We start from the raw sequence: 26,344 nt of genomic DNA on the forward strand, positions 1-26,344 counted from the left end.
TGGCGGCACCGGGGGAGGAGGCGGCGACGGACCGCGCCTCCGACATCAGCCGAGCGGATGCTGCGGCGCACCCTCTTCGGCCGAGGGCGGCACCGGCTCGGCGCCGGCGCCCGACCCCGCGGCATCTGCCAGCCGCTTCACGAGGAACCCGTGCACGTCGTCGAGCTCGGGGCCGGAGACCCCGTGGGTGAGCCCCGGGTAGACCCGGCCGCTGAGGTCGGAGTGCCGGGGGAGCCAGTCGATCGTGTGCTCGACGAGCGCACCCGGGATGACGTCGTCGTGCGTGCCTCGTCCCCAGAAGACGGGCGGTCGCCGCTCAGCGAGGGCGGCGTCGCCGGGCAGCTCGCCCGGGGAGGCGTAGCCGGAGAGGTTGACGGCGAAGGCGAAGCGGTCGGGAGCGACCCGCAGTGCCTGCAGCGACACCGCACCGCCCTGCGAGAAGCCCAGGAGGCCCACGGTCGCGGCGTCGGTCGACGCGTCGACCCACTCGATGAGCCGCTCGGCCGCGGCGGTGACGTGGGCGGAATCGCGGCCGTTCAGTCCCTCGATCGGGTACCACGAGAACCCGGGTGCGGGGAAGGGTGGGGTCAGCGGCGCGCGCACCGCGGCGACGACGAACTCGGACGGCAGGTGCGCCGCGAGGGCGAACAGGTCGGCCTCGTCGGCACCGTAGCCGTGCAGCACGACCAGCAGCGGGCGGCCGCGACGCTCGGCCGGTTCGGTGGACCAGAGCACGACGGACGGGTCGAGAGGCGCGAGCTCGCTCATGTCTCCAGTGTCGCAGGGCGCTCCGACATCCGCCTCGGCGATGGAGCGTGCCCTCGGCGGATGCGCGCCGGTGTTGATATACAAGGAGCATGCCCGTGCGCACCCCCGACCCCGAACCCGACGACAGCGGCGACGAGAGCCCCCGCGATCCGCTGGGGTCGACGTTCGGTACGCCGTCGACGCAGAGCAACGGCAACCCCGGGTGGCTGAGCGACATCGAGCTCACCGAGGCGCGCCGCCGGCTGCCGATGATCTACGTCGAAGCCCTCCCCGTGCGCACCGACGGCATGGGTACGGTCGTGCAGGTCGGCATCCTCCTGCGCGCGACCCCGATCGGCGAGATGACCCGCACGCTCGTCTCGGGCCGCATCCGCTACGGCGAGACCGTGCGCGACGCGCTCTTCCGTCACCTCGAGAACGACCTCGGGCCGATGGCCTTCCCCCTGCTGCCGCCGTCGCCGACGCCCTTCACGGTCGCCGAGTACTTCCCGATGCCGGGGCTCAGCCCGTTCCACGACGATCGGCAGCACGCCGTCTCGCTCGCGTTCGTCGTGCCCGTGACCGGCACGTGCGAGCCGCGTCAGGACGCCCTCGAGGTCACGTGGCTCTCGCCCGAGGAAGCAGCATCCGATGCCCTCGCCGATGAGATGGAGGGCGGGCGCGGAACCCTCATCCGCCTGGCCCTGGCGAGCGTGGGCGCCCTGCGCTGACCCTCAGGTGAGCTCGGCCACCGCGGCGACGAACGCGTCGACGTCGTGCTCGGTCGTGTCGAAGCTGCACATCCAGCGCACCTCGCGACGCTTCTCGTCCCAGTCGTAGAAGCGGAAACGCTCGCGCAGGCGGTCGGCGACGCCCTCGGGGAGCACGGCGAACACGCCGTTCGCCTGCGTGGGCTGCGTGAACGACACCCCGGTGATGGATCCGTCGGCGATGCCGGCCTCGACGCCGGCGCGCAGGCGCTGCGCCATCGCGTTCGAATGCCGGGCGTTCTGCAGCCAGAGATCGCCCTCGAGCAGCGCGATGAGCTGCGCCGAGACGAAGCGCATCTTGCTCGAGAGCTGCATGTTGAGTTTGCGCAGGAAGGGGAGACCCTCGGATGCCGCGGGATCGAGCACGACCACGGCCTCGCCGATCATGGCGCCGTTCTTCGTGCCCCCGAAGCTCAGCACGTCGACGCCGGCGTCGCGCGTGAAGGCGCGCAGCGGCAGGTCGAGCGCGGCGGCGGCGTTGGCGATGCGCGCACCGTCGAGGTGCAGGCGCATCCCGAGCGGGTGGATGTGGTCGGCGATCGCGCGGATCTCGTCGGGAGTGTAGAGCGTGCCGAGCTCGGTCGTCTGGGTGAGGGAGACGACCAGGGGCTGCGCGCGGTGCTCGTCGCCCCACCCCCACGCCTCCCGGTCGATCAGCTCGGGGGTGAGCTTGCCGTCGTCGGTCGGGACGGTGAGGAGCTTGATCCCGGCGACCCGCTCGGGCGCGCCGCCCTCGTCGACGTTGATGTGGGCGGTCGTCGCGGTGACCACGGCGCCCCAGCGGGGGAGCATGGACTGCAGGCCCACGACGTTGGCGCCCGTGCCGTTGAACACCGGGAACGCCTCGACGCCCTCGCCGAGGTGGCCGACGAACACCTCCTGCAGGCGTCTCGTGTAGACGTCCTCGCCGTAGGCGACCTGGTGGCCGTCGTTGGCTGCGGCGATCGCCGCCAGCACCTCGGGATGCACTCCGGAATAGTTGTCGGAGGCGAAGCCGCGCACGGCCGGATCGTGGATGGTGGTCACGGCAACCCAGCCTAGGCGCGCCGCCCCGACGGATGCGCGCGCATGGACGCTCGCCGATGTCGGAGCCCGTCGATACCCTTCCCTCATGTCCGCCCGCCCCGACGACCCCGACGCGCCGCTCACGGCACCGGCGTCGGTCGTGCCGCCGGCGAGCGGGCCGCGCACCTTCGCGCAGATCCTCGTCAATACCGCGGTGGCGAACGTCACCACGAGCTACCTCTGGTTCGCGCTGACGTTCTGGGTCTACATCGAGACCGAGTCGGTGCTGGCGACCGGCATCATCGGCGGCGCCTACATGCTGCTGCTCGCCGTGTTCGCGATGCTCTTCGGGTCGATCGTCGACCGCAACCGCAAGCACCGGGTGATGGTGTTCTCGAGCGTCGTGACCCTCGTGGCGTTCGTCGTCGGGGGCGCGCTCTACCTCCTCTTCCCCGAGAGCGCGCTGCTCGACCTCACCGGTCCGTGGTTCTGGCTCTTCTCCGGCATCATCCTGTTCGGCGCGGTCATCGAGAACATGCGCAACATCGCGCTGGCGACCACGGTGACCCTGCTCATGCCCGTCGAACGTCACGCCAACGCCAATGGGCTCGTGGGCACGGTGCAGGGCATCGCCTTCGTGGTCACGAGCGTGTTCAGCGGTCTGTCGATCGGACTCCTCGGCATGGGGTGGACGCTGGCGATCGCCGTGACGATGACGCTCGTCGCGCTCGTGCACCTGCTGACGCTGCGCATCCCCGAAGAGAAGCCCTCGCTCGACGGCCAGAAGCGGTCGGGGATCGATCTGCGCGGCAGCATCACGGCCGTGATGGCCGCGTCGGGGCTGTTCGCGCTCATCATCTTCTCGACGTTCAACAACCTCATCGGCGGCGTCTACATGGCGCTGATGGACCCGTACGGTCTCGAGATGTTCAGCGTCGAGGTGTGGGGCGCGGTGCTCGGCGTCTCGGCGACCGGCTTCATCGCGGGCGGGCTCTTCATCGCCAAGTTCGGGCTCGGCAAGAACCCGATCCGCACGATGCTGCTGGTCGTCATCGGCATGGGCGTGCTCGGGATGGTGTTCACGATCCGCGAGTGGTGGTGGCTCTACGCCGTGGGCATCTTCGTCTACATGGCCCTCGTCCCCGCCGTCGAAGCGGCAGAGCAGACGGTGATCCAGCGGGTGGTGCCGTTCCGTCAGCAGGGCCGCGTGTTCGGATTCGCGGCGGCCTTCGAGTCGGCCGCGGCTCCCGTGACGGCGTTCCTCATCGCCCCGCTCGCGGAGTTCCTGATCATCCCGTACATGAACGACGACAGCGGGCGCGCCACGTGGGGATGGCTGCTCGGAGGCGGCGAGGCGCGAGGGATCGCGCTCGTCTTCGTCGGCGCGGGTCTCGTGATGGTCGTGCTCGGGGTGCTGGCTTTCCTCACCCGGTCGTACCGCATCCTGTCGGTGCAGTATCAGCAGGCGCCCGATCCGGTCGAGGGCGACAGTGCCGACGCCGCCGGGGCGAGCCCGAACGCGGCGAGCCCGAAGACGGCGACGGCTGAGACCGCTCCGGTCGCTCCGACGGCAGAGAAGCCCTGATCAGCCGCCGTCGCCGAGTTCGACGATGACGTCGTTCCAGTCCTCGGCGTCGTCCGACCACAGGGCGATGAACGCGTCGGCAAGTGCGCCTTCGAGTCCGTCCAGGCTCTTCGCCCGGAAGATCACGGCGGCCGCGCTCAGCTCGCGCGCGTCGTCGCGGGCCGCTCTGGCGAACCCCTGCCCGACGGCGCGGGTCCACGCTTCGCTCGCGGCCTTGACCGCGGCGTAGTTCGCGCCGCCGGCGAGGGGTCGCGCGACGGCCGTGGACGAGACGATCGCCAGGCGACCGGCCGATGACTCCCGCAGGTCGGCGTCGAAGGCGCGCGAGACGAATCGGAGCGCGGTCAGCGAGCGCTCGAGGAAGCGGAAGTCGCTCTCGCTCTGTGCGGCGAGCCCGCCGCCGCCGCGCCATCCGCCGACGAGGTGCAGCACGCCGTCGACGGCGCCGATCTCGTCGTGCACGGTGCGGGCGAGGTCGGCGACGGCGTCTTCGTCGGTGAGGTCGGCGGCGATCGTGAGGGTTCCGGGGGCCTGGGCGAGCACGGTCGCGAGTTTCTCCGGATCGCGACCCGCCACGACCACGCGCGCGTCGGCGCGGGTCAGCGCGACCGCCGCCGCCCTGCCGGCCGCGCTCGTCCCGCCGGCGAGCAGGATCGTTCGTCCGGCGACGCCGGACGCGGGAGCGGATGCTGCGGAGGGAGCGACGTCGTTGTCCATCGCCCCAGTCTCCCAGTGCGGCACTCCGCCTGCACCCCCTGCGGGCGCGGACGCGTCAGGCGGACACGTGGTGGAGGGCGGGGCGGTTCCACGCGCCCGGTGCGTCGAGCTCGCCGTAGACGATGTCGACCCCGCTTCCGTCGATCGTCGCGGCGCACATCAGCAGCGACAGCGTCGGGATCCCGTGCGGGCGGTTGTCGCGCACGATCGCGCGGTCATCGGTCGGCGGCAGCGCAGCGCTCCGTTCGAGCACCGCGAGCCACTCGGCGTACCAGGGGCCGTCGGCGGCGTCGCTGGGCGCGGCGTCGAACGCGCTCAGCCACTCCGCGATCCGCGGGGTCTGTGCGTCGTCGACCTCGTCGTGGGCGATCATGTGCACGCCCGGCTCGAGCCGGGTGGAGCGCACCGCATCGCCGTCCCACGACGTCACCCGCGCTCCGTTCGCGTCGATGTCGACCAGGTTGAACCCGTGTGTGGGCGGGACGGCGACGGGGGCCTGCCCGGCGACGGCGTCGAGCACGACGGCGCCCCGCGAACCGGTGGCACCCTCGACCTCGTGGCGGTTCAGGATCACCGACACGCGCGAGCGGGCGGGGTCGGCGGCGAGCCAGGCGCCCCCGGCGCGCGCGTCACGCACGCCGACGACCCCGGGGTGCGAATCGGGCCACCACGGGCCGAGCGGATCCCACGCTCGACGGGGGTCCTCATCGCGGATCGCGAGCATCCGCACGGGCTCGTCGGTGTGCGCGGGCACGCGCACGATCACCGTGCACACGGGGGCTCCGGCGTCATGTCTGGCTCCTCATCGGGGTGGGCGTGGAAGGATGGGCGGGTGTTCATCGTCGTGGGGGTCACCGGCGGTATCGCCGCGTACAAGACCGTGCACCTCGTGCGTCTGCTCGTCACGCGCGGTCACGACGTGCACGTCGTCCCCACGGACGACGCCCTGCGTTTCGTCGGGCTCACGACGTGGGAGGCGATCAGCCGCCACCCCGTCACCACCAGTGTGCACGACGACGTCGCCGAGGTGCGTCACGTCGCGCTCGGCCGCTCGGCCGACCTCGTGATCGTCGCGCCGGCGACCGCGAACACCCTGGCCGGCATGGCCGCGGGCCTCGCGAAAGACCTCCTGGGCACGACGCTCCTGGCAACGTCCGCCCCGGTGCTGGTGGCTCCGGCCATGCACACGGAGATGTGGAACCATCCCGCGACCCGAGCCAACGTCGACACGCTCCGCTCTCGAGGGGTGCACGTGATCGGCCCGGAGAGCGGACCGTTGACCGGGGGAGACTCCGGCCCCGGGCGCATGACGGAGCCCGACGCGATCGCCGGCGCCGCCCTCGCGCTCCTCGCGCACCGCTGCGATCTCGACGGTCTCGCCGTCGCCGTCTCCACGGGCGGCACCCGCGAGCCGATCGATCCGGTGCGGTTCCTCGGGAACCGATCGAGCGGCCGCCAGGGAGCGGCCATCGCCCTCGCCGCAGCCGACCGCGGCGCACGGGTGGTGCTCGTCGCCGCCCACGTCGACGACGGGGCGCTCGCCGAGGCGGCGCTGCACCCCCGCATCCGCATCGAACGGGTCGGCACCGCCGCCGAGCTCGACGCGGCCATGGAGCGCGAGGCCGACACCGCCGACGCGGTCGTGATGGTCGCTGCCGTCGCGGACTATCGCGCCGCGCACGTGCCCGACCGCAAGCTCAGCAAGGAAGACGCCGCGGGCCCCGGCCTGACCCTCGAACTCGTGCGCACGCGGGACGTCCTCGCCGGGCTCGCCGAGCGCCGGCGCGAGGGGCAGACGATCGTCGGGTTCGCCGCCGAGACTGCCGCGGACGACGACGACCTCCTCGCTCGCGCCCGCCGCAAGGCGGCGCGCAAGGGCGTCGACCTGCTCGTCGCGAACGACGTCGCGGGCGAGACGGGATTCGGCACCGCCGACAACGACGTGGTCGTGGTCGATGGTGCCGGCGAGGTGGTCGCGCGGGCACGCGGCACCAAGCGCGAGGTCGCCGATGCCGTCTGGGACGCCGTGCTGACGCGGCGCGGCTGAGCGTCCGCAGCATCCGTCATCCGAGAAGGCGAGGATGCCGCGGACGCCCGCCCGTCAGGCGTCGTCGGCGCGGATCCCGGCGGTCGACTCGATCACCGGGCGCATCTTCTTCTCGAGCGCTTCGTAGAACATCGACAGCGGGAACTCGTCATCACGCACGGCGTCGGTGAACCCCTTCGGGGGGCCGGCCAGCACCTCGTCGGGGAGCCCGCGCGCCCAGGCCGACGCGGGGTGAGGCTCGAGCGTGCCGCGGACGAGCTCGTAGGCGGCGAGCCAGTGCGTCGTTTTCGGGCGGTCGATCGAACGCCAGTACAGCTCGTCGATCGCATCGCCGAGGGCGACGACGGCGGCCGGCACCTCGTGCCAGTCGAACGCGAGCGACGTGTCGGTCCAGTGCAGCACGCCGCGCTGGTGCAGCCAGGCGAACAGCAGCTGTCCGCCGACGCCGTCGTAGTTGCGCACGCGTGTGCCCGTGATCGCGAAGCGGAAGATCCGATCGAAGATCACGGCGTACTGCACGAGGGCGGCGTGCTCGAGCATCGACTGCTCCGCCGCGTCCAACGGGAGCGCCGGCTCGCCGACGGCGAGCGCGTCGACGCGGTCCTGCAGCCGCCGTTGGATCGCCACGCATTCGCGGAACGCGGTGAGATCGCACCGCAGCTCCTCGAGCGAGTAGAGGAAGTACGGCATCCGCTGCTTGATCATGAACGGGTCGAACGGCAGGTCGCCGCGCATGTGCGTGCGGTCGTGGATGAGGTCCCACATCACGAACGTCTGCTCGGTGAGCGCGCTGTCTTCCAGCATCCGTGCGGCGGCGTCGGGCAGGTCGAGCTTCGTGATCTCGGCGGCGGCGCGCACCACACGGCGGTATCTGGCGGCCTCGCGGTCTTGGAAGATCGCGCCCCACGTGAACGGCGGCACCTCGCGCATCGACACGGTCTCGGGGAACAGCACGGCGGAGTTCGTGTCGTACCCCGGCGTGAAGTCCACCAGACGTAACGAGACGAAGAGGCGGTTGGTGTACTCCGTCTCGAGGCGCGCGATGAAGTCCGGCCAGATCGCTTCGACGAGCACCGCCTCCACGAGACGGCGCGACGAACCGTTCTGCGTGTACATGGGGAAGACGACGAGGTGGCGCGCGCCGTCGACCCGGTGCTGTTGCGGCTGGAAGGCGACGAGCGAATCGAGGAAGTCGGGTATCCCGAACCCCCCGGCACGCCACGTGTCGAAATCGGCGACGGACGCCGCGAGGTAGGCCGCGTCGGCGGGGAACCGCGGTGCGAGCTTCTCGATCGCCGTCGTGATCGTCGCGACGTGGGCGCTCGCCGACGGGTGGTGCGACGCATCCGGGATCGAGCCGTCGTCGGCCTGCAGGCCCTGCAGCGCGATCGCCGCGGCCTTCAGCGAAAGCCACTCGGCGCTGTCTTCGACGGCGTCGGCTCCGACCGTGGAGGCGTCCTCGACGACCTCGGGTTCGCCGATGATGACCTTCTCAGTGCCGAGAGGGTGCGTGATGGACATGGAACCTCCGATCCTCGGACTCGAGTCGGGGCAGCGCGGGCGGCTCCGACATCGTCGACGGTGTGCCCTCTCAGGCTACTCGTCGGCGTTGATCAGAAGCGGGGGGCGTTCAGGAGCGGGGGCGCGGGGCGCGCAGCTTCGAGGCGAGATCGCGCAGCTGGGCGAGCTCGTCGTTCGAAAGGAGCGACATGCGCCGGGCGATCGATGCGCCGTGGATCGACGCGACGCGTCGGAACGACGAGACGCCGGCCTCGGTGGCACGAACCAGGGTGCCGCGGCCGTCGTCGGGGTCGGGGCATTTCGACAGCAGCCCGTTCGCGACCATGCGGTCGACCAGCCGCGAGACGCTCGGCTGGCTGATGAGCATGTTGGCGGTCACGTCGCGAAGCCGCGCCGTCATGTCGTCGCCGCGGGTGACCGTGAGCAGCACGTCGTACTCCGCCTGCGACATGTCGCTGTCGTCGAAATCGCCGCGCAGTTCGTCGAACACCTCGTGCTGGGCTCGGAACAGGCTCTCCCAGGCCTCCACAGCGAGGCGGCGATCTGTCATGTCTTCCAGATTACGGGTCGGACGCCGGCGAGGGGCGATGGCGGGGCGGTCGGATGCGGCGCGATATGCCGTCGGGCGTATCACACCGAGGTGACGCGGCGCGTCACCTCCCGGCCACCTTCTCCCCCTCCGTGGTTCACGGTCCAGCCTTGCTGCGTCCGTACCTTCGGTCGCGTTTGCACTCCTCCCCCCTGGAAGGCCTGGTCTTCGTGCCCTTTTCCCGTTCCCTCCCCGCAGTAGGCATCGTCGCCGCGCTGGTGTCCGTTCTCGCGCTGGCCCCGTCGGCGACAGCGGCTCCGGCTTCCGCGCCGTCGATCATCGTGACCGAGATCGTCGGCGACAACGTCGGTGTCGACAGCTATGAGTACATCGAGGTGCGCAACACGGCGGATGCCGCGATCGATCTCGCCGCATCCGGCATCGCGTTCGCCTACTCCTACGTCGACTCCGACGTGCGAGACCGCGATGTGCCGCTCACCGTCTCGGAGCCGCTCGTGCTGGACGGCGGCGAGACCGCCGTGCTGTGGCTGAGCTACACCAGCACGTCGGTCGACTCCTTCGCGCGCTCGATCGAGGAGTTCCGTGCGTACCACTCCGTGCCGGCCGACACCCAGGTGGTGCGGGTCACGGGGCAGGCAGGCATCGCGAACGCGGGGGACCGCGGCATCCGCGTCGTTCAGGGAGACACGCTCATCTCGTGGTCGCACGTTCCCGCCGGTGGGTTCGGCGGCGACCTCGCAACGCACTTCCGGTTGCCCCAGGACGCGGCCGACCTCGGGCTCGAGGCGCTGAGCACCTCGGCACCGCGCTCGCCCGGTGTGGTCGCCCCCGAAGCACTCGTGCGCCCGGAGCCAGATCCGGAGCCTGAGCCCGAGCCCGGCGAAGAAAACCCGTGGCCGCTCGTGGTCACCGAGATCGCACCCGACAACGTCTCGTTCGACGACTACGAGTTCTTCGAGGTGCACAACACCACGGCAGCAGACATCGATCTGAACGCCGGGTACTCCTTCCGCTACGGTTCCGACCAGTCGGACGCCGTGGACGGCGGTGTCGAACTGGTCGTCGGCGGTGACACCGTCGTGCGCGCGGGCGAGACGATCGTCTACTGGCTCAGCTACACGTCCGGCAACGTCGATTCGTTCAGCAAGACCGAGGAGCAGTTCCGCACGCAGTGGAGCGTGCCCGCCGAGACCCGCGTGGTGCGGGTGTCGGGTCAGCCCGGTATGGCCAACGGCGGAGACCGCGGCATCCGGATCATCCGTGACGGACAGCTCGTCAGTCGTTCGTTCTACCCCGCCGGCTCCGTCGGAGTCGACCTGACGGCGCACTTCGCCTTGCCCGCCACCCGGGGATCCAAGGCGCTCGACCTGTTCGCGTCGAAGGCGGCTCCCAGCCCCGGTGTCGTCGACCCGGCCGCTCTCGTCGTGCCCGCCGGGGAACCCACCCCGACTCCCGGCCCCACCGAGACGACACCGCCGGTCGGCGAGCCGTTCGACTCGACGCCCGGGTTCGACCCGCAGCCCGATGCGAGGGTGACCACCGCATCGCTGCAGGTGACCGAGGTGCTGCCCGACTCCCGCATCAACCTCGCTGGGTCCGACGCGTACGAGTTCATCGAGGTCTACAACGCGAGCGACTCTGCCGTCGACTTCTCGGACTACTCGATCAACTACCTCTACCCCGACAACGGCACGTCGGTGCTGTGGCCGGCCGTCCCCGGCGACGTCGAGATCGCCCCGGGACAGACCCTGGTCTTCTGGATCAAGAACGGCGGCAACGCGGCGCTCGGCGCGGCGGACTTCAACGCAGCCTTCGGCACGTCGCTCACGATGGGCGAGAACCTCGTCGAGATCACCAGCGCAGGTATGGCCAACGGCAGCGCCCGCGGCATCGAGGTGGTCACCAACACCGGCCACATCGTGAGCCAAGCGCTGTACAACATGAACCTGCCGACCGACGATGTGCAGCCCGATCAGGGAATCCGCTACATCGCCGATGAGGAAGACGCCGCGCAGGCCCGCCTGCTCGACCTCGCTCCCGCCACTCCCGGCACGGTGCAGGCCGACCAGGTGCCGGCCGGTCTGCAGATCGTCCCCGCCGACACCGTGGCGCCCACGATCACCGACCGCACCGCCGACTCGATCGCTCCCGGGGCCGACTTCACGCTGACCTTCGAGATCGCCGACGACGTCGACGCTCGCACGGCCACTCTGACGCTTTCGAACGACGTCGACTCCGGTTCACGCACCATCAACCTGCGTGACAGCGGCGAGGGTGTCTACACCTACGTCGTCCCCGCCGTCGACCTGACGGGCAAGGCCTGGTACGAGTACTCCGTGGTGGCGAGCGATGGCACCAACCAGACGACGCTCGAGACGACCCGCGTGGCCGTCGACGGGGTCGACACCTCGCCCGTGCGTCTGAACCTCGACGACGACCAGTTCGTCTCGGGGGTCACCGACGTGATCGCCGCCGGCGAGAGCTACCCCTCCACCGTGCAGCTGTCGATCGGCGGTGAGCAGGTCGCGACCGAGCCGAGCCTGGAGCGCGCGCCCGTCTTCGCCTTCGAGGTGTCGGGGGTCAACTTCTACTTCAAGAACGGCGTGCTCGTCGGCGACGGCGAAGATCGCGATGTCCTGCGCATCTTCGATCACACGATCAACGACTGGGAGACCCTCACGACCGCCGTGCCGCTGGAGCACGTGCGTCAGGGCGACGAGCTCGTCGTCAGCGTGTGGGCCGGCACCAAGAAGGCGCCGGAGATCGACCTCGGCGAGAACAACGACGACTTCGACATCCGCGGCCTCCGGCTCATCCTCCCCGACGGTCGTACGCTCACCCCGAGCGGCTACGACGACCCGTCGAAGGTGCTCGGCATGGGCGACAGTGTCAACGGCTCGGGCGGGCCGACCGGCAAGCTCGACTACTTCGACGCGCGGTTCACGCTGCCCGCTGATGCGTTCTCGGCGGTGTCGACCGCATGGGACACCGCGTCTGGGGCGGACGGGCCGGTCGAGATCGTCGCGTCCGACGGTGGCGACACCGCGACTCGCACCGTGACGGTCGACAACACGGCGCCCGTGGTCACCTCCACGGTCGACGACGAGTACCGGGGCGAGTTCGTCCTCGACGCATCCATCACCGACGCGGGAGCGGGCGTCGCCTCGAGCGCCGTCACCCTCGACGGTGAGCCGATCGAGCTTCCGTACACGACGTCGTCGGTGACGCTGAGCCCCGGCGACCACGTGATGGAGATCACGGCGGTCGACGCCCTCGGCAACTCCGCGACCTGGTCGGCGACCTTCCAGACCTTCGAGGAGCAGCCGTCCTCCGACGTCGTCGCGCCGACCGATGGCGCGGAGGTGAAGGCCGGCGACGTGACGCTGCGCGCCACGGTGGATGACCCGATGGGCGACGTGCTCGACGTGCAGTTCCTCGAGGGCGAGCGGTTCGATCTCTCCGACGCCGAGGTGACCGCGCAGTCGGGCACCGTCAACGATGCGCTCGACACTCGCCGTGAGGCGGTCGGGGTGTTGTCGGCCGATGAACTGCGGGCGCTCGCGCCGTTGGACGGCGTCGGGACCGACGTCTCGTCGGCCTCCGAGTTCCCGTACCAGTTGTTCGACATCGCGGTGGGCGACGACGTCGCCGGCTCTCAGGTGCGCACCACGTGGCAGGGGCGCGCGAACGCCGATGCGACCGTCTTCCTCTACGCGCTCCGCGGCGACGGCTCGGGCTGGGACGAGATCGACCGTCACGTCTCGACGACGGACGGCGAGCAGTTCGAGCTCTCGGGAAGCGTTCCGGCGGCGGACCACGTGCGCGACGGAAAGGTGCGGATGCTGGTGCAGCACTCCGAGGGGTTCGCGGGCGAGGACCTCAGCACACGCGACTCGGTGATCACGCCGAACAATCCCGACGACGTGGCGCGGTCGGACTACGACTTCACCCTCGCGTGGGAGTCGGACACCCAGTACTACAACGAGAACACGGTGCCCGGGAATCCCTTCAAGCACCAGGAGGCGATCCACTCGTACCTGCTCGACCAGCGTGACGAGCTCAACCTGCAGTACCTGTTCCACACCGGCGACATCGTCGACGACTGGAACCAGGAGTACCAGTGGAAGGACAACGCCGACCCGCAGTACGCGCGTCTGGACGAGGCGGGTCTGCCGTACGGTGTCCTCGCCGGCAACCACGACGTCGGATCGGAACTGGCCGACTACAGCGAGTACGCGAAGTGGTTCGGCGCAGACCGGTTCGCGGGCAACCCCTGGTACGGCGAGAGCTACCAGGACAACCGAGGACACTACGACCTGATCTCGGCCGGCGGCATCGACTTCATCATGGTCTACCAGGGATGGGGACCCGGTGACGAAGAGATCGCGTGGATGAACGAGGTGCTCGCGCGGTACCCCGATCGCGTCGCGATCCTGGCGCAGCACGAGTTCATCCTGACCACGGGCGGTCTCGGCGACATCCCGCAGCGGATCCTCGACGAGGTCGTGGCGACGAACCCCAACGTGAAGATGGTGTTCTCCGGCCACTACCACGACGCCCTCACCCGTGAGGACTCGTTCGACGACGACGGGGACGGCGTGAACGACCGCACCGTCTACTCGATGCTGTTCGACTACCAGGGGCTGCCCGAGGGCGGCTTGGGGTACCTGCGTCTGCTGCACTTCGACAACGAGGGGGAGAAGATGATGGTACGCACCTACTCCCCGTCGCTGGACGACTACAACTCCGACGACCCGAACCTGCTCGACCCGGTCATCGATCCGAGTGACCCCTACGTGCACCAGCAGTTCGAGTTGACGTACGACCAGCTCGGCATCGTGCCGGGCGTGCGCACCCTGGGCACCGACTCGTTCACGGCCGAGGTGCTCTCCCCGACGCAGATCGCCTCGTTCGAGAACGTCGAGAGCGGCACCACTGTGGAGGCGACGTGGTCGGTGACGCAGCTCGGCGAGCACGGATGGTACGTGCGCACGACCGATCCCTACGGCGCGGTCGACTACTCGCCGGTGTCGACGTTCACGGTGGTCGACGCCGCCGTCGAGCCTGAGCCGGAGGAGCCGGGAACGGGTGGACCCGGGACCGGTGAGCCGGGAACGGGTGGGCCGGGAACGGGTGGGCCGGGAACGGGTGGGCCCGGGACCGGTCAGCCGGGGGCGGGAGAACCGGGGGCGGGTGAGCCGGGTTCGGGTGGTTCCGGATCGGGCGGCGCCGGCGGTTCGAGCGGTCCGGGTTCTGCGGCAGACACGGCGGGCGGCGGCGACCGCGATCTGGCGACCACGGGTTCCGACGCGGCCGATCTCGCACCGTGGGTGTTCGGGGCGTTCGGGCTCGCGCTCGCCGGCGCCCTTCTTCTCCTGCTGCGCCGTCGTCGGGTGATGTAGGCGACATCGAGGAATCAAGCGGCGGATGCTGCGGGCTCACCGAGGCTCGCAGCATCCGCCGCTCTGCTGCCGTTCGGTCAGGCGCCGGGGGCTGCCCTCGACAGGGCGGACAGTCGGCGTTGCGGCGAGCCCGCGGTGGTGCGCCATCGTTGGGCGGGGTCGAGCCATCGAGGCGCCCTGATCCATGGCACGCCGCGCACCATCCGGATCTCCCACCCGGCGGTCTCGATCGTCCGATGATGGTGCCAACACAGCAGGACGCCGTTGTCGGTATGGGTCGGGCCGCCCTGCGCGGCAGGTCGCACGTGATGCACCTCGCACCACGCGGCGGGAACGTGGCATCCGGGAATGATGCACTCCCCGTCTCGCACTCCGATGGCGCGCCGCGTGTGAGCGGGGAAGATGCGCTGCGGCGACCCGAGCTCGACGATGCGCCCGTCGGGTGCGATCACGAGGCGTTGCACCGCTCCGGCGCACCCGATGTGGCGGGCGACGGAGATCGGCACGGCGCCGGCGTCGCGCGCTCCCGAGACGAAGGCGACGCCGTCGTCGCGGGCGAGCTGTTCTTCTGACGCGGTCACGACGAGAGTCGGGGCGGCGCCGCCCAGGAGCGGCGCGTCTTTCGCTCCCGCGGCGACGTGAAGCACCCCCGACAGAGCGTCGTGGCGCCGCTGGGCCTGCGTGCGCGGGTCGATCAACGGGTCGTCGCTGTCGAACTCCGCGTCGTCGGGGACGAAGGTCGGGCCGGCCGTCACGCGAGGGTTGAGGTAGGCGCCGATCATGCGCTGGAGCTGCGCGGCGACCTCGGGCAAGAGGTCGCCCCGCATCGGAACGATCCCGTCGCGCTCGCGGCCGATCGAGAGGGATCGACGACGTTCTGCGCGATCGCGGTCGGGCAGGGCGCCGTCGGGGTCGAGGTGGAGCGCCCAGACCTTGGCCATGATCGAGACCTCGTCGGCAGAGACTGCCGGTGATGCGATCGTGCCCGCCGCCGCGTCGACGAGGGCCTGCTCGGCGGCATCGATCTCGTCTGCGGCGACACCGCGATCACGAAGCGGGATGAGCGCGTCGGCGATCGCGGCTGCTGCGTCGGTGCCGATCTCACCCGAGAGCACAGCGGCGCGCACATGGTCGAGAGGCGCCGGCAGGCCCTCGCCCGTCAGCGACGTTCGGCGGCGCAGGGGAGGCGCGGCCTTCAGGCGTCGTCGTGCCGTTGCGCTCGAAACGAGCGTCACTCTCTCGATCAATTCGGACGCCGACCTGCATCCGCGAACCCGGGAGAGGATCTCGTCACCGCGTTCAGGCCGCGATCGGTGGCCGATCTCGCCCGCGATATCGATCCGCAGCGCATCGATGAGTCGTCCGAGAGATTCGGCATCGGCGGCCAGGTCGAGCAGGCGGTCGTCGTCGGCCCCACGGATGCCGTCGCCCTCGAGCATCGGCGCGAGCGCGATGCGGAGCGCATCGAGGGCCTCGCCGATCTCGGTTCGCCGGTGTGTCATGCATACATTCTGGCGGGGGCCTCCGACATCGTCAGGCCCAGATCAGAGGCACAATCACTCCTGTGGAAAACGCGGCGCACGGGCGGTCTGGGGAGGAGAGGAAGACACGTCGCCGGGAACAAGTAAGGGCCGGTCGGAGAGGCTTCCGACCGGCCCTTGTCCCTTGCACCAAGAGTGTCCTGCAATCACATGTTCGGTAGCTGCCACAGCAAAACAACTACCGTTCCTGAACTCTATAACGGAGAGGTAACGGAAGGGAAGGGCTGCCGTTATGTTTCTGTGATTATTTCGAGATGATGCTCGTGACGTCGGGTTGCGGGCGCCACGGTGCGCGCCAGGTGCGTGATGCGTCGGTCGCAGAGGGTCAGACGTGAGATCGTTGGCTGTGCGTGGATGGCAATGGCCGAAGGGGTCGCGGTAGCGCGGATGGCGGTCACTCGATTTTCCACGGCGCTGTCCCGGATCCGGCCCGGTCAGGCGATCACCATCGCGTTCGGCGCGGTTCTCGCCGTCGGAACGGCGCTTCTTCTGATGCCGATCTCGGTGCAGGGGCGCGGGGCGACCTTCATCGAGGCGCTCTTCACCGCCACCAGCGCGCTGTGCGTCACCGGACACATCATCGTGGATACGCCGCTTTTCTGGTCGCCGTTCGGGCAGGTCGTGATCCTCGCCCTCATCCAGATCGGTGGCTTCGGGGTGATGTCGCTCGCGACTCTTCTGGGGCTCCTCGTCGCGCGGCGGCTCGGGCTGCGAACACGGCTCACCGCCGTCAGCGAGACGCATACCGTCGCTGTCGGCGACGTTCGCCGCGTGCTCAGCGGTGTTGCGCTCATCACCCTCACCACCGAGGTCGTCGTCGCGCTCGTACTGACGCTGCGGTTCTGGGGCGGCTACGGCGAAGAGCCGGGGCGGGCGATCTGGCTGGGCGTCTTCCACGCCGTGTCGTCGTTCAACAACGCCGGGTTCGCACTCTTCAGCGACAACCTCATGGGGTTCGTAGCTGATCCGTGGATCTGTCTGCCGATCTGCGCCGCGGTCATCCTGGGCGGGCTCGGCTTCCCGGTCATCATGGAGCTGCGCAAGCGGCTGGTCATGCCGCGAAAGTGGACGCTGAACACCATCACCGTCGTCATCGGCACGCTCGTGCTCCTGGTGGCCGGAGCCATCGCCCTGACGGCGCTGGAATGGGCGAACCCCGCCACTCTCGGTGCACTCGACCCGGCAGGCCGCGTGCTCGCCGGTTTCACAGCATCCGTCATGCCGCGAACCGCCGGATTCAATTCGATCGACGTCTCGCAGATGCGCGACGAGAGCTGGTTCGTCACCGACATCCTCATGTTCATCGGCGGGGGGCCGGCGGGAACGGCGGGAGGGCTGAAGATCACCACGTTCGCGGTGCTGTTCTTCATCGTGATCGCCGAACTGCGCGGCGACACCGCCGTCAACATGTTCGGCAAACGCCTCCCGCGCTCCACCCACCGCGAGGCGTTGACCGTCGCGCTCCTGTCTCTCGCCCTCGTGGTCGCGTCGACCCTCGCGATCATGCTGATGAGCCCCTACGGATTCGATCGCGTCGTGTTCGAGGTCATCTCGGCCTTCGCGACGGTGGGCCTGTCGACCGGGATCACCGCGAGTCTTCCGCCCGCCGCGCAGCTCATCCTCATCGTGCTGATGTTCATCGGCAGGCTCGGGCCTGTTCTGCTGGGCTCGGCCTTGGCACTGTCCATTCAGAAGCGTCAGTACGAACTCCCGAAGGAGCGTCCGATCATTGGATAAGTCGACCCACCTCTTCACGCGACGCCGCGGGCGCCCCGGCTCTGCGTCCTCCGTGGTCGTGATCGGCCTCGGACGCTTCGGCGGTGCCCTGGCCACTGAATTGGCGCGGTCCGGCACCGAGGTGCTGGGCATCGACGCCGACGAAGACATCGTGCAGTCGCTCAATGGCGTGCTGACCCACGTCGTCCGCGCCGACTCCACGCGGCAGGTGGCGCTCGACCAGCTCGGTGTCGCCGACTTCGATCGAGTCGTGGTCGGTATCGGCTCCGACATCGAGGCGAGCATCCTCACCGCGTCGCTCCTCAAGCGCATGGGAGTCCGCTCCATCTGGGCGAAGGCCATCAGCGAGCAGCACGGCCTCATTCTGGAACAGCTGGGTATCGAGCACGTCATCTTCCCCGAGGCCGACATGGGCCGTCGCGTGGCGCACCTGGTGCGCGGCTCGATGCTCGACTACGTCGAGTTCGACAACGACCTCGTCGTCGCCAAGACGATCGCCCCGCAGGAGATGGTCGGGCAGACCCTCGAGCAGTCCGCCGTCCGTCGGCGCCACGGCATCACCGTCGTCAAGATCAAGTCGTCGGATGGGCAGTGGCATGCCGCGGGTGCGTCGTCGCTCGTGTCTGAGGGTGACACCCTCATCGTGATCGGGCCCGTGGAGCGCACCGAGCGTTTCGCGTCGCTCGTCTGAGCCGTCTCATCCCGCCGAAGCCTCGGATGGCAATACTCCTCCCCATGGAGTATGGTCGCTGGCATGAGCGCACCCCTGACCCCGCCGGTCTTCTGGATCCTCACCTCGTTGGCGTCTCAGCGGCGCCACGGCTACGACATTCTTCGTGCGACCGAGGAAGCGTCGGGCGGTGACGTCTCCCTGCGGGTCACGTCGTTGTACGCCGCGCTGGAGCGCATGGAACGCGAAGGTCTGATCGTCGTCGACGGCGAGGAGGTCGTCAACGGGCGCACTCGGCGATATTTCCGAATCTCGCCGACCGGCTCTTCGCGACTCGACGCGGAAGTCACGCGCATGGAGAGCGCGGCGAGAGCGGCGCGAGCGAGCATGGCGACACGCGCGCCGGCCTGGGGTGCCTCGATGGTGATGCCCACATGACCCCGTCGACGGAAGATCGATACCGGAGCCTGCTGCGCTGGTACCCGAAAGCCTGGCGGGCAGAGAACGAAGACGTCGTGGTGGGAACGCTGCTCGATGTGGCCGATAGCCGTGGGGGCGACCGACCGTCTGCGCGCGAACGAGGGTCGGTGATCGCGCACGGTCTCGGCACGCGTATGGACGTCCGTTCCGCGCTCGGCGCCGCGCTGGCCGGGCTCCTCCTCGCGGCGGTCGCCGGCGGCCTCGCGGTCTGGGGCACGGAGCCCCTCACGGAGTCGGGTCTGTCGTGGCTTCTCCCACTCCTCACCGTGGCCGCGATCCCCCTCCTCGCCGCGTTCGGGTTGATCGCGATCGTGCGTCAGCGCGGGCTGGTCTCTCCGCCCCGCGCGATCATCGCCCTCGGCCTGGCGTTCGTCGCGTTCTCGCTCGCGTTCGTCGCGTACATCGCGTGGAGTCTCGCGTTCGACTTCGCCGACGCGGGAGAGCCCACCACGGGTCTCGCGGCCGTCTTCGTGCCGATCTTCACCGCTGCCTGGCTGGCCGGTGCGGCGGCCGTCGCCGCGCTCTTCGGCGCGATCCTCGCACGGGCCGGGATGCGGCCGGGGGTCGCTCTTCTCGTCGCCGCGGCCTGCGGCGTGGTCACCGCGCCTGCCCTGGGGGTGTCCCTCGTCTCGCCCACGGTCCCGACGATCGCGGCAGCAGGAGTCGCGATCGCGTCTCTCGCTCTCCTCCGTCCCCGACGTGGCGCCGCTCGTGCGCGACAGGCGACGTCACCGGTGCCCGTGAGGACTCTCCGACTCGCCCGAGGTCTCGCGGTCATCAGCCTCGCGGGAAGCCTTCTCGGCATCGCCTACGCGGTGACCGGTGCGTCGTGGTCGCCCGGCGCGGCCGATGGCACGGAGGCGATGGGCCACGGAATCACGATCTCGGTCTTGTCGGGCATCCCCCTGCTCGCCGCGTTCGTCGTGATCGCCTCCGCGCGTCGGGGCAACGCTCCGGCCACCTGGGGCCCGCTGGCGCTGCTCGCAGCCTCGCTCTGCGCGATCGCCGCGGCCTATGTGCACGCGCCGTCGTGGAACGCGATGGCGCCGGCGCTCGCCGTGTCGGCCGCGCTCGGAGGGGCCGCGGTCGCGTGGTGGCTCGCCGCCCGCCTGCGCGGCCCTCTGGCCGCACGGATCGTCACCGCCGCGCTGCTCGGACTCGGGTACGCCTCGTTCCTCGGCACGATACTCGCGCCGGCGTTGGCGTTCTTCGTGCCGATCGCGGCGTTCGTCTCCGCGATCTGGGTGACGCGCACAGCGGCGCCGCGCCTCTCCGCGCCCGGTGCCGCCGAAGGCCCGATCCAAGCCTGACCCGCTGCCGCGCAGCTCCGGCAGCGGCGCGACGGGTGGCTCGAGGAGCCAGAGGTGGCGGATGGCGACGTCAGGAGCTTCCCGACTCCAGCAGTTCGCGGGCGCGGGCCAGGCCCGCGGCGAGTGTCGACGACGCGGTCTGCGCCACGATGGGCTCGACCAGCCGCAGCATGCCCGCCGGGCTGGCCTCGATCGTCGCCGTCACGCGGCACCCGTCTTCATGCTCGGCGAAGCTGAATCGAAGCGAGGTCGGCATCGTGCCGGACGTGCTCGTCGCGGCCATGGTCTGCGGCGGATGGAACGCCGTCACACGCCAGTCGAAGGTGAGGGGCCGACCCATCACGTTCATCCGCGTGCGGATGGGCGCTCCCCACCGTCACGGGTGGTGGTGTCAGCAGCTCCTCGGAGATGACCGAGGCATCCCACCGCGCCCGGTTCGCGGGGTCGGTGAGGAAGGCGAAGACCTCGCCGCGCTCGCGACCGATGTCGATGTGCTCGGTGATGGTGAACATGCGCCCCTCCCGTGATCTCAGCCTGGCAGAGATCGATACGGGCGGGGTCACCGCGTCGCAGGCCGGCCCAGCATCGGCGCGCGGCGGGTACCGCCGGTCGTCGTGATGCGTGCCGCGGGGATCGCGACCCGACCGCTCTCAGTCGGCCGTCGGCCCGTCGATGATCTCGCGCATGGTCTGCAGCGAGATGGCCTCGGGCTGTCCGTCGGTCAGCTCGTGGATCTCGGTGGCGAGCCCGAGCTGCTCGAGCAGCGTGATCGTCTTCTCCAGGCGCGGCACGACGTCGATGTGGTCGGGGCCGAACAGCTCCGCGACGAACACCGGCTCTGCGACGGCGATCGCGCGGCGCAGCTCGACGGTCGAACGGCCCGTGGTGCGGTAGAGCGCCGTGAGGGCCTCGCCCGGCAGGTCGGGCGTGCCGACGACGGAGACGGACAGGGCGGTCGAGGGCTCGTTCACCCGTCCATCCCACCACGCGCGGCGGGTCGCGATGCACAGACGCCTCGCCGCAGGAGTGGGGCGCGCGCCGGGTTCGATGGCGACGAAGGCCACGGGGGCACGAGTGGCCACCTCCGTCGACGCGGTCGGCATCGCCCGCATCCGGCACACTCGGACGATGTCATCCCCACGCCCCGCATCGTCCGCGACCCTCGCGCGGGGCCTGGGGTGGGGGATGCTGGGTGTGACCGCCTTCTCGTTCACGGTGCCGCTCACGCACATCGCCGTCGAGGCGCTGCCGCCCGTATTCGTCGGTGCGGGGCGAGCGGTGGTTGCAGCGGTCCTCGCCGTCATCGCCTTGGTCGTCACACGGCAGCGTCGGCCCTCGGCCCGGCAAGGGGCCCGGCTCGCCGTGGTCGCGGCGGGCGTGGTCGTCGGCTTCCCGATGCTGACCTCCCTCGCGCTGACCTCGGCATCGGCCAGCCACGGCGCGGTCGTCATCGCCGTGCTGCCGGCGGCGACCGCCGTCGCCGCGGTCGTGCGCGGACGCGAGCGCCCCTCCCGATCGTTCTGGATCGCGGCGGCTCTGGGCGCGGTCGCCGCCATCGCGTTCGCGGCGCTCAACGGAGGGGCGTTCGCTCCTCTGCAGGGATCCGACCTGCTGCTGCTCGCCGCGGTGGTCGCCGCGGCGATCGGATACGCCGAGGGAGGGATGCTGGCGCGCGAGCTCGGATCGTGGCAGACCGTGTCGTGGGCGCTGGTGCTCGCCTCCCCGCTCATGATCGTGCTCACGGCGGGATCGGCGTGGGCCGCCGCGCCCGTCTCCGCGCCGCCGGAGGCGTGGCTGTCGCTCGCCTACCTGTCGGTGGTGAGCATGTTCCTCGGTTTCTTCGCCTGGTACCGCGGGCTCGCGATCGGTCCGATGGCGCAGGTCAGTCAGGTGCAGCTCGTGCAGCCCGTGCTCACCCTGGCGTGGGCGGCGCTCATTCTGCACGAGCACATCACGGCGCTCACCGTGATCGGCGGGCTGGCGGTGATCGCGTGCGCCGGCATCGCCGTGCGCACCCGCGCGCGTCCGTCGGGCGGGCGTCGCGACGAACGCCGCCCCGCCGCAGGGTAGCGTCGGAGCGTGACCGTCGACTACCTCCTCGCGCCCGTCGCCGAGATGGATCCGCTGGCCCTCTACCGCGTGCTGTGGCTGCGCGTCGGCGTCTTCGTCGTCGAGCAGGAGGCGGCCTATCCCGAGATCGACGGGCGCGACATCGAGCCCGGTGCGGAAGTGATGTGGGCCGAGGCGGACGGCGATGTCGTCTCGACGCTGCGGGTGCTCTCCGAGCCCGACGCGATGCGCATCGGTCGGGTCGCGACGGCGGCGGCGGCGCGAGGACGAGGCGTCGCGGCCGAGCTCATGCGGCGCGCGGTCGCGCGATGCGAGGAGCGGGCACCGGGCCTGCCGATCGTGCTCGACGCGCAGGCACAGCTCGAGGGGTGGTATGCCCGCTTCGGCTTCGCGGTCGCGGGCGAGCCGTTCTCCGAGGACGGCATCCCGCACCTCCCGATGCGTCGGGGCTAGCGTCGCTACAGCTCGATGCCGTTGCTCTCGTCGTTGACACCGGAGTTGCGGCCGCGCCAGGACTCGTAGGCGATGAGCCAGCCGATGGAGACGACGGCTGCGAGCACGAGACCGAGCCAGACGTTGCCGAAGACCATGCCGAACAGCACGCCGAGCGCGAGCACCAGCACCGTTCCGAGAAGCCAGTTCGTGCGGCCGCGGGGCCATCCGGTGCGGGGTTCGCTCATGCGCCCAGCTTAGAGCGAAGGGCGGCATCCGTTTCACCGGCTGCGGCACAAACGGCGGGTCTCACCGGCGGCGGCCCGGTGCGTTCAGGATCGAGCGGGGGTCACCGGTCGCGGTGGTCTTCGGGGTGCAGGCGCGGGCCGCGTCGGGGCTCGATCACGCCGCTCGCGTAGATGAGCCGGATCACGCGCTGACGGTGACCCGCCCACGGGGCGAGCAGCTCCAGCATCCCGTCATCATCGACCCGTGAGCCGGTGAGGGCGTATCCGACGTGATGGGCGAGGTGGTAGTCGCCGACGCTGACCGCATCGGGGTCACCGAATGCTCGGATGCGTGTCTCCGCCGAGGTCCACGGTCCGACCCCGCGCAGACTCGTCAGGACGCGCTCGCGGTCGTCGGCATCGAAGGCGGATGCTGCGGCGCGCGCGATCGCGTCGCCGCGGCGCGCGGCCTCGACGATCGTGCGGGCCTGCGGAGGTTCGAGGCCTGCGCGGTGCCAGGCCCACGACGGCACATGGCGCCAGCCTTCGACCGTCGGCGGCACGAACATGGGCTTCGGCGTGGGTCCTGGCGCGCGCTCGCCGTACCAAGTGACGATCCGACGCCACGCGGCGAAGGCCTGCATGCCGGTCACCTTCTGCTCGATGATCGCGCTGACGAGGGCGTCGAAGACGAGGTCGGTGCGCCCGATGCGCAGATCGGGATTGCGCCGATGAGCCTCGGCGACCAGCGGGTGCGAGCCGGGATCGAAGCCGGACGGCTCATCGTGCGCGCCGCAGAGCGCGGGAAGCTGGTCGAGGGCCCAGTCGGCGCCGGGCCCCCAGGCGGCGGCGCGCACGACACCGTCGGGTGCACCCCGGAGAGCCAGGGTGGCGGGGCCGTCGGGCGTGCGGCTCGTGCGCCAGATCACCGGGCCCGCGGTCGTCATCGTCGGGTCGCCGGCCCCGTGACGCTGGGGCAGTACGGCCCGGGCGAGATCGAGCGGGTGCGATGGGCGGTACTCGGTCTCGCGGGGCCGAGGATGCGTCGGTCGCCCGTCGCGGGCGCTCGACCGTGCGCGCACCCCGGTCGACCTCATGCCGACACCCTACGTCTGGTCGGCGACATCGCGGCCGGCAGTCAACGCCGCCACGATCGTGGTCACCCCGAAGTCCCATGCCTCGTCGACGTCGCCGCCGAGGTTGAACCCGCCGTTCAGCTCCATCGAGATGAAGCCGGTGGCCCAGGCGGTGAGCGTGCGCGCCGCCTCGAGCGCCCGTTGGGTGCCCGCGAGTCGCGATGAGAGGAGCAGGATGGGCTCGCTGGCGGCGGCGCCGAACTGCGGCCGCGCCACGGGCACGCCCGCACCGGGTGACATGACGAGCCGGAACGCCGCGGGGCGCTCCGTTGCGAACTCGCGCAGGATGTCGACCAGCCGTCTGGCGTCACCCTCGGGACCTGCCTCGAGGCGCAGGGTCAGCTCGACCAGAGCCGCCTCGGCGACGAGCTGCAGCAGATCGTCGCGGCTGGCGACCCTCTTGTAGAGGGAGGGCGCGCGCACGCCCACGCGATGCGCCACCGCCTGCATCGTGACTCCGGCGAGGCCGTCCTCCTCGAGCAGGGCGCTCGCCGCGCGCACGATCGCGTCGAGCGAGGTTCGTTCGGGAGTGGGCACACCTCGAGTATAGCTATTGACGATAGCCATGATGGCTATGTAGCGTAGCCATCATGGAACTCGAACCGGGCCTGCATCGCATCGGCAACGACATCGTCGCCGCCTACCTCGTCGTCACCCCTGCGGGGGTGACGGTCATCGACGCCGGTCTCGCCGGCCATTGGCGTGACCTGCTGTCGGAGCTGGCATCGATCGGGCGCAGCCTCGGCGACGTGAAGGGCCTCATCCTCACCCATGGCGACTCCGACCACGTGGGCTTCGCCGAGCGCCTGCGGCGGGAGCGCGGCGTTCCGGTGTACATCCACCCCGATGACGCCGGGCGGGCGAAGGGCGGGGACAAGCCGGCGAACGCGAAGCAGTCGATGAAGCTCGGCGCCACCGCCGGATTCGCGCTGTACTCGCTGCGCAAGGGCGGGCTCCGCACGACATGGTTGACCGAGACTCTCGACGTCCGCGACGGCGACACCCTCGACCTTCCCGGCGCCCCGCGGATCATCGGGCTCCCCGGGCACTCTGCCGGCAGCATCGCCGTCCACGTCCCCGACCTCGACGCCGTCTTCGTCGGCGACGCGCTCACGACCCGCCACGTGCTCACGGGTCGTGTCGGTGCTCAGCCGGCGCCGTTCACCGACGAGCCCGATCGGGCGATCGCGTCGCTCCGCGCGCTGCTTCCGACGCGGGCAACGTGGGTCCTTCCCGGGCACGGCGCTCCGTGGCGCGGCGGCATCGAAGCCGCGGTCGCGTCGGTCGAGAAGGCGGCCGCCGCACGCTGAGGCCTGCGCCGCAGCATCCGACGGAGAAGGGCGTTACTCAGAAGCGGTCGGGCGAAGGCGTGCCGTGGCCGTAGCGGATCGCGACGTCGGCGTGACGGTCGAAGCGGTAGCCGACCCCTCGGACAGTGCGGACGATGTCTTCGTAGGCGCCGAGCTTCGCCCGGAGGCGCCGCACGTGCACGTCGATCGTGCGCTCGCCGGGGGCCTCGTCGTCGGTCGAGCCCTCCCAGAGCGACGAGACCAGCTCGGTGCGCTCGATGGTGCGACCCTCGCGCAGCACCAGGTACTGCAAGAGCTCGAACTCCTTGAACGTGAACGCGGCCGATTCGCCGTCGATGAGCACGCGCTTGCGCGAGATGTCGACCACGACGCCGCCGGGTGCGCGATCCTCGTCGGCGGGGTCGTCCTTCGTGCGGGCGATCGCCGACGGCTCGTGCAGTGCCAGGCGCACGACATCGACGTCGCGGCCGCCGGCACCCACGGGGGCGAGGGCGACGGTCGCATACGTCTCGGCGGCGGGGGCCAGCTCGTTCAGGGTGCGGCGCAGTGCGTCGACGAGTACACCCAGGCTGACGCCCGCGCTCGCGGCGGTCGCCTCGTCGAGGCCGACGTAGAGGGCGAAGCCGCGCGGAGTCGTTCCGGCGGGGAGGGCGGCACGCGGTGCGGGAGCGGCGGGGGCGGATGCTTCGTCGCCGGTCACCGCGCGGAGGTGACGGGTCTGAGCGGCCGGGCGTTCGAGGAGAGCGGTGTTCGACATGAGAAATGGAGGTCCTTGCGTGGGAACCCGGGCTGAGCCTCGCGGGTTCGGAATGTGTGCGGGACGGCCGTGCGGGCCGGTGGCAAGACGGTCGGATACGCGTGATCGACGCGAGACCGATGTCTCGGTGGACGAGCGCTCGGGGATCAGATGTCGAGCGGCGTCCTGGCGGGGGTCACCGAGTCAGCGACACATTCGACAGCACATCGCAACGCGGTCGGCCATCATGCCGACGGTTCCGTTCGCCTCCACGGCGGACAGAGTGCGTGCGTTGAGAGTCATGCTGGCGATTATCGCTGAGGCGGCCGATCCGCGTCAACTTCATGGCGC

General features: G+C 70.5%; 25 protein-coding genes. 12 read left to right on the forward strand and 13 right to left on the reverse strand.

Going from position 1 to position 26,344, the window contains the following annotated elements; genetic code table 11:
* Positions 1 to 45: 45 nt before the first annotated feature.
* Positions 46 to 768, reverse strand: a complete 723-nt coding sequence (locus DEA06_RS09160) for an alpha/beta hydrolase-fold protein (RefSeq protein WP_116647692.1) — start codon at positions 766 to 768, stop codon at positions 46 to 48.
* Between the two features lie 89 nt (positions 769 to 857).
* Here DEA06_RS09160 and DEA06_RS09165 point away from each other — a divergent pair, with 89 nt between their 5' ends.
* A complete protein-coding gene (locus DEA06_RS09165) occupies positions 858 to 1,478 on the forward strand; it encodes an NUDIX hydrolase family protein (RefSeq protein ID WP_116647693.1) in 621 nt (206 codons plus the stop codon).
* A 3-nt stretch (positions 1,479 to 1,481) separates the two neighbouring features.
* On the opposite strand, the gene DEA06_RS09170 is transcribed toward DEA06_RS09165, so the two are convergent.
* A complete protein-coding gene (locus DEA06_RS09170) occupies positions 1,482 to 2,543 on the reverse strand; it encodes a low specificity L-threonine aldolase (RefSeq protein WP_116647694.1) in 1,062 nt (353 codons plus the stop codon).
* Between the two features lie 85 nt (positions 2,544 to 2,628).
* Between DEA06_RS09170 and DEA06_RS09175 the strand changes: the two genes are divergently transcribed.
* Positions 2,629 to 4,107 carry an MFS transporter gene (locus DEA06_RS09175; protein ID WP_116647695.1) on the forward strand — a complete coding sequence of 493 codons (1,479 nt, stop codon included), beginning with the start codon at positions 2,629 to 2,631 and terminating at the stop codon, positions 4,105 to 4,107.
* On the opposite strand, the gene DEA06_RS09180 is transcribed toward DEA06_RS09175, so the two are convergent.
* The gene (locus DEA06_RS09180) at positions 4,108 to 4,824 is read right to left on the reverse strand and encodes an SDR family NAD(P)-dependent oxidoreductase (protein WP_116647696.1); all 717 of its coding nucleotides are present in this window, start codon (positions 4,822 to 4,824) and stop codon (positions 4,108 to 4,110) included.
* A gap of 55 nt (positions 4,825 to 4,879) precedes the next feature.
* The gene (locus tag DEA06_RS09185; protein WP_116647697.1) at positions 4,880 to 5,599 is read right to left on the reverse strand and encodes an NRDE family protein; all 720 of its coding nucleotides are present in this window, start codon (positions 5,597 to 5,599) and stop codon (positions 4,880 to 4,882) included.
* A 57-nt stretch (positions 5,600 to 5,656) separates the two neighbouring features.
* Here DEA06_RS09185 and coaBC point away from each other — a divergent pair, with 57 nt between their 5' ends.
* Positions 5,657 to 6,871, forward strand: a complete 1,215-nt coding sequence (coaBC, locus tag DEA06_RS09190) for a bifunctional phosphopantothenoylcysteine decarboxylase/phosphopantothenate--cysteine ligase CoaBC (RefSeq protein WP_116647698.1) — start codon at positions 5,657 to 5,659, stop codon at positions 6,869 to 6,871.
* A gap of 54 nt (positions 6,872 to 6,925) precedes the next feature.
* Here coaBC and DEA06_RS09195 read toward each other — a convergent pair whose 3' ends face one another.
* Both DEA06_RS09195 and DEA06_RS09200 read right to left on the reverse strand, forming a co-directional pair.
* Entirely contained in the window at positions 6,926 to 8,392 is a 1,467-nt protein-coding gene (locus DEA06_RS09195; protein WP_116647699.1) for a DUF6421 family protein, read from the reverse strand.
* Between the two features lie 109 nt (positions 8,393 to 8,501).
* Entirely contained in the window at positions 8,502 to 8,942 is a 441-nt protein-coding gene (locus DEA06_RS09200) for a MarR family winged helix-turn-helix transcriptional regulator (RefSeq protein ID WP_116647700.1), read from the reverse strand.
* Positions 8,943 to 9,151: 209 nt separating this feature from the next.
* Between DEA06_RS09200 and DEA06_RS09205 the strand changes: the two genes are divergently transcribed.
* Positions 9,152 to 14,344 carry a lamin tail domain-containing protein gene (locus tag DEA06_RS09205; RefSeq protein WP_133241736.1) on the forward strand — a complete coding sequence of 1,731 codons (5,193 nt, stop codon included), beginning with the start codon at positions 9,152 to 9,154 and terminating at the stop codon, positions 14,342 to 14,344.
* 77 nt (positions 14,345 to 14,421) lie between these two features.
* Here DEA06_RS09205 and DEA06_RS09210 read toward each other — a convergent pair whose 3' ends face one another.
* Positions 14,422 to 15,846 (reverse strand): HNH endonuclease signature motif containing protein, encoded by a 1,425-nt coding sequence (locus tag DEA06_RS09210; protein ID WP_116647702.1) that lies wholly within the window; start codon positions 15,844 to 15,846, stop codon positions 14,422 to 14,424.
* A gap of 393 nt (positions 15,847 to 16,239) precedes the next feature.
* Between DEA06_RS09210 and DEA06_RS09215 the strand changes: the two genes are divergently transcribed.
* The 4 genes from DEA06_RS09215 to DEA06_RS09230 all read left to right on the forward strand — a co-directional run bounded on the left by DEA06_RS09215 (position 16,240) and on the right by DEA06_RS09230 (position 20,082).
* Positions 16,240 to 17,622: a potassium transporter TrkG gene (locus DEA06_RS09215; RefSeq protein ID WP_346427031.1), complete on the forward strand. Its 1,383-nt coding sequence runs from the start codon at positions 16,240 to 16,242 to the stop codon at positions 17,620 to 17,622.
* Positions 17,615 to 18,313, forward strand: coding sequence for a TrkA family potassium uptake protein (locus DEA06_RS09220; protein ID WP_205781251.1), 699 nt, complete (start codon positions 17,615 to 17,617; stop codon positions 18,311 to 18,313). The genes DEA06_RS09215 and DEA06_RS09220 overlap by 8 nt, the downstream gene beginning before the upstream one ends.
* Before the next feature lie 63 nt (positions 18,314 to 18,376).
* Positions 18,377 to 18,730, forward strand: coding sequence for a helix-turn-helix transcriptional regulator (locus DEA06_RS09225; RefSeq protein ID WP_116647704.1), 354 nt, complete (start codon positions 18,377 to 18,379; stop codon positions 18,728 to 18,730).
* On the forward strand, positions 18,727 to 20,082 hold the full coding sequence (locus DEA06_RS09230; RefSeq protein WP_116647705.1) for a hypothetical protein: 1,356 nt from the start codon (positions 18,727 to 18,729) through the stop codon (positions 20,080 to 20,082). Before DEA06_RS09225 ends, DEA06_RS09230 begins: the two co-directional genes overlap by 4 nt.
* A gap of 70 nt (positions 20,083 to 20,152) precedes the next feature.
* Here the strand turns inward: DEA06_RS09230 and DEA06_RS16820 are convergent, their stop codons facing one another.
* On the reverse strand, positions 20,153 to 20,422 hold the full coding sequence (locus DEA06_RS16820; RefSeq protein ID WP_240606889.1) for a hypothetical protein: 270 nt from the start codon (positions 20,420 to 20,422) through the stop codon (positions 20,153 to 20,155).
* A 68-nt stretch (positions 20,423 to 20,490) separates the two neighbouring features.
* Between DEA06_RS16820 and DEA06_RS16550 the strand changes: the two genes are divergently transcribed.
* Positions 20,491 to 20,700, forward strand: a complete 210-nt coding sequence (locus tag DEA06_RS16550; protein ID WP_165817958.1) for a hypothetical protein — start codon at positions 20,491 to 20,493, stop codon at positions 20,698 to 20,700.
* A 32-nt stretch (positions 20,701 to 20,732) separates the two neighbouring features.
* Here DEA06_RS16550 and DEA06_RS09240 read toward each other — a convergent pair whose 3' ends face one another.
* The gene (locus DEA06_RS09240) at positions 20,733 to 21,053 is read right to left on the reverse strand and encodes a hypothetical protein (RefSeq protein ID WP_116647936.1); all 321 of its coding nucleotides are present in this window, start codon (positions 21,051 to 21,053) and stop codon (positions 20,733 to 20,735) included.
* 157 nt (positions 21,054 to 21,210) lie between these two features.
* Here DEA06_RS09240 and DEA06_RS09245 point away from each other — a divergent pair, with 157 nt between their 5' ends.
* Both DEA06_RS09245 and DEA06_RS09250 read left to right on the forward strand, forming a co-directional pair.
* Positions 21,211 to 22,152 (forward strand): DMT family transporter, encoded by a 942-nt coding sequence (locus tag DEA06_RS09245; protein WP_116647937.1) that lies wholly within the window; start codon positions 21,211 to 21,213, stop codon positions 22,150 to 22,152.
* A 9-nt stretch (positions 22,153 to 22,161) separates the two neighbouring features.
* Complete coding sequence (locus DEA06_RS09250; protein ID WP_240606890.1) at positions 22,162 to 22,605, forward strand: GNAT family N-acetyltransferase; 444 nt, start codon at positions 22,162 to 22,164, stop codon at positions 22,603 to 22,605.
* Positions 22,606 to 22,610: 5 nt separating this feature from the next.
* On the opposite strand, the gene DEA06_RS09255 is transcribed toward DEA06_RS09250, so the two are convergent.
* The 3 genes from DEA06_RS09255 to DEA06_RS09265 form a co-directional block, all read right to left on the reverse strand.
* Positions 22,611 to 22,832, reverse strand: coding sequence for a hypothetical protein (locus DEA06_RS09255; RefSeq protein ID WP_116647706.1), 222 nt, complete (start codon positions 22,830 to 22,832; stop codon positions 22,611 to 22,613).
* Between the two features lie 101 nt (positions 22,833 to 22,933).
* Complete coding sequence (locus tag DEA06_RS09260) at positions 22,934 to 23,908, reverse strand: DNA-3-methyladenine glycosylase 2 family protein (RefSeq protein WP_116647707.1); 975 nt, start codon at positions 23,906 to 23,908, stop codon at positions 22,934 to 22,936.
* 9 nt (positions 23,909 to 23,917) lie between these two features.
* Positions 23,918 to 24,484, reverse strand: a complete 567-nt coding sequence (locus tag DEA06_RS09265; RefSeq protein ID WP_116647708.1) for a TetR/AcrR family transcriptional regulator — start codon at positions 24,482 to 24,484, stop codon at positions 23,918 to 23,920.
* 53 nt (positions 24,485 to 24,537) lie between these two features.
* On the opposite strand from DEA06_RS09265, the gene DEA06_RS09270 reads away from it, so the two are divergent.
* Entirely contained in the window at positions 24,538 to 25,257 is a 720-nt protein-coding gene (locus tag DEA06_RS09270; RefSeq protein WP_116647709.1) for an MBL fold metallo-hydrolase, read from the forward strand.
* Positions 25,258 to 25,294: 37 nt separating this feature from the next.
* Here the strand turns inward: DEA06_RS09270 and DEA06_RS09275 are convergent, their stop codons facing one another.
* Positions 25,295 to 26,014 carry a winged helix-turn-helix domain-containing protein gene (locus DEA06_RS09275; RefSeq protein WP_116647710.1) on the reverse strand — a complete coding sequence of 240 codons (720 nt, stop codon included), beginning with the start codon at positions 26,012 to 26,014 and terminating at the stop codon, positions 25,295 to 25,297.
* Between the last annotated feature and the right edge of the window lie 330 nt (positions 26,015 to 26,344).

It is taken from the genome of Microbacterium sp. Gd 4-13, from assembly GCF_003095395.1.
Classification (GTDB): Bacteria; Actinomycetota; Actinomycetes; order Actinomycetales; family Microbacteriaceae; genus Microbacterium.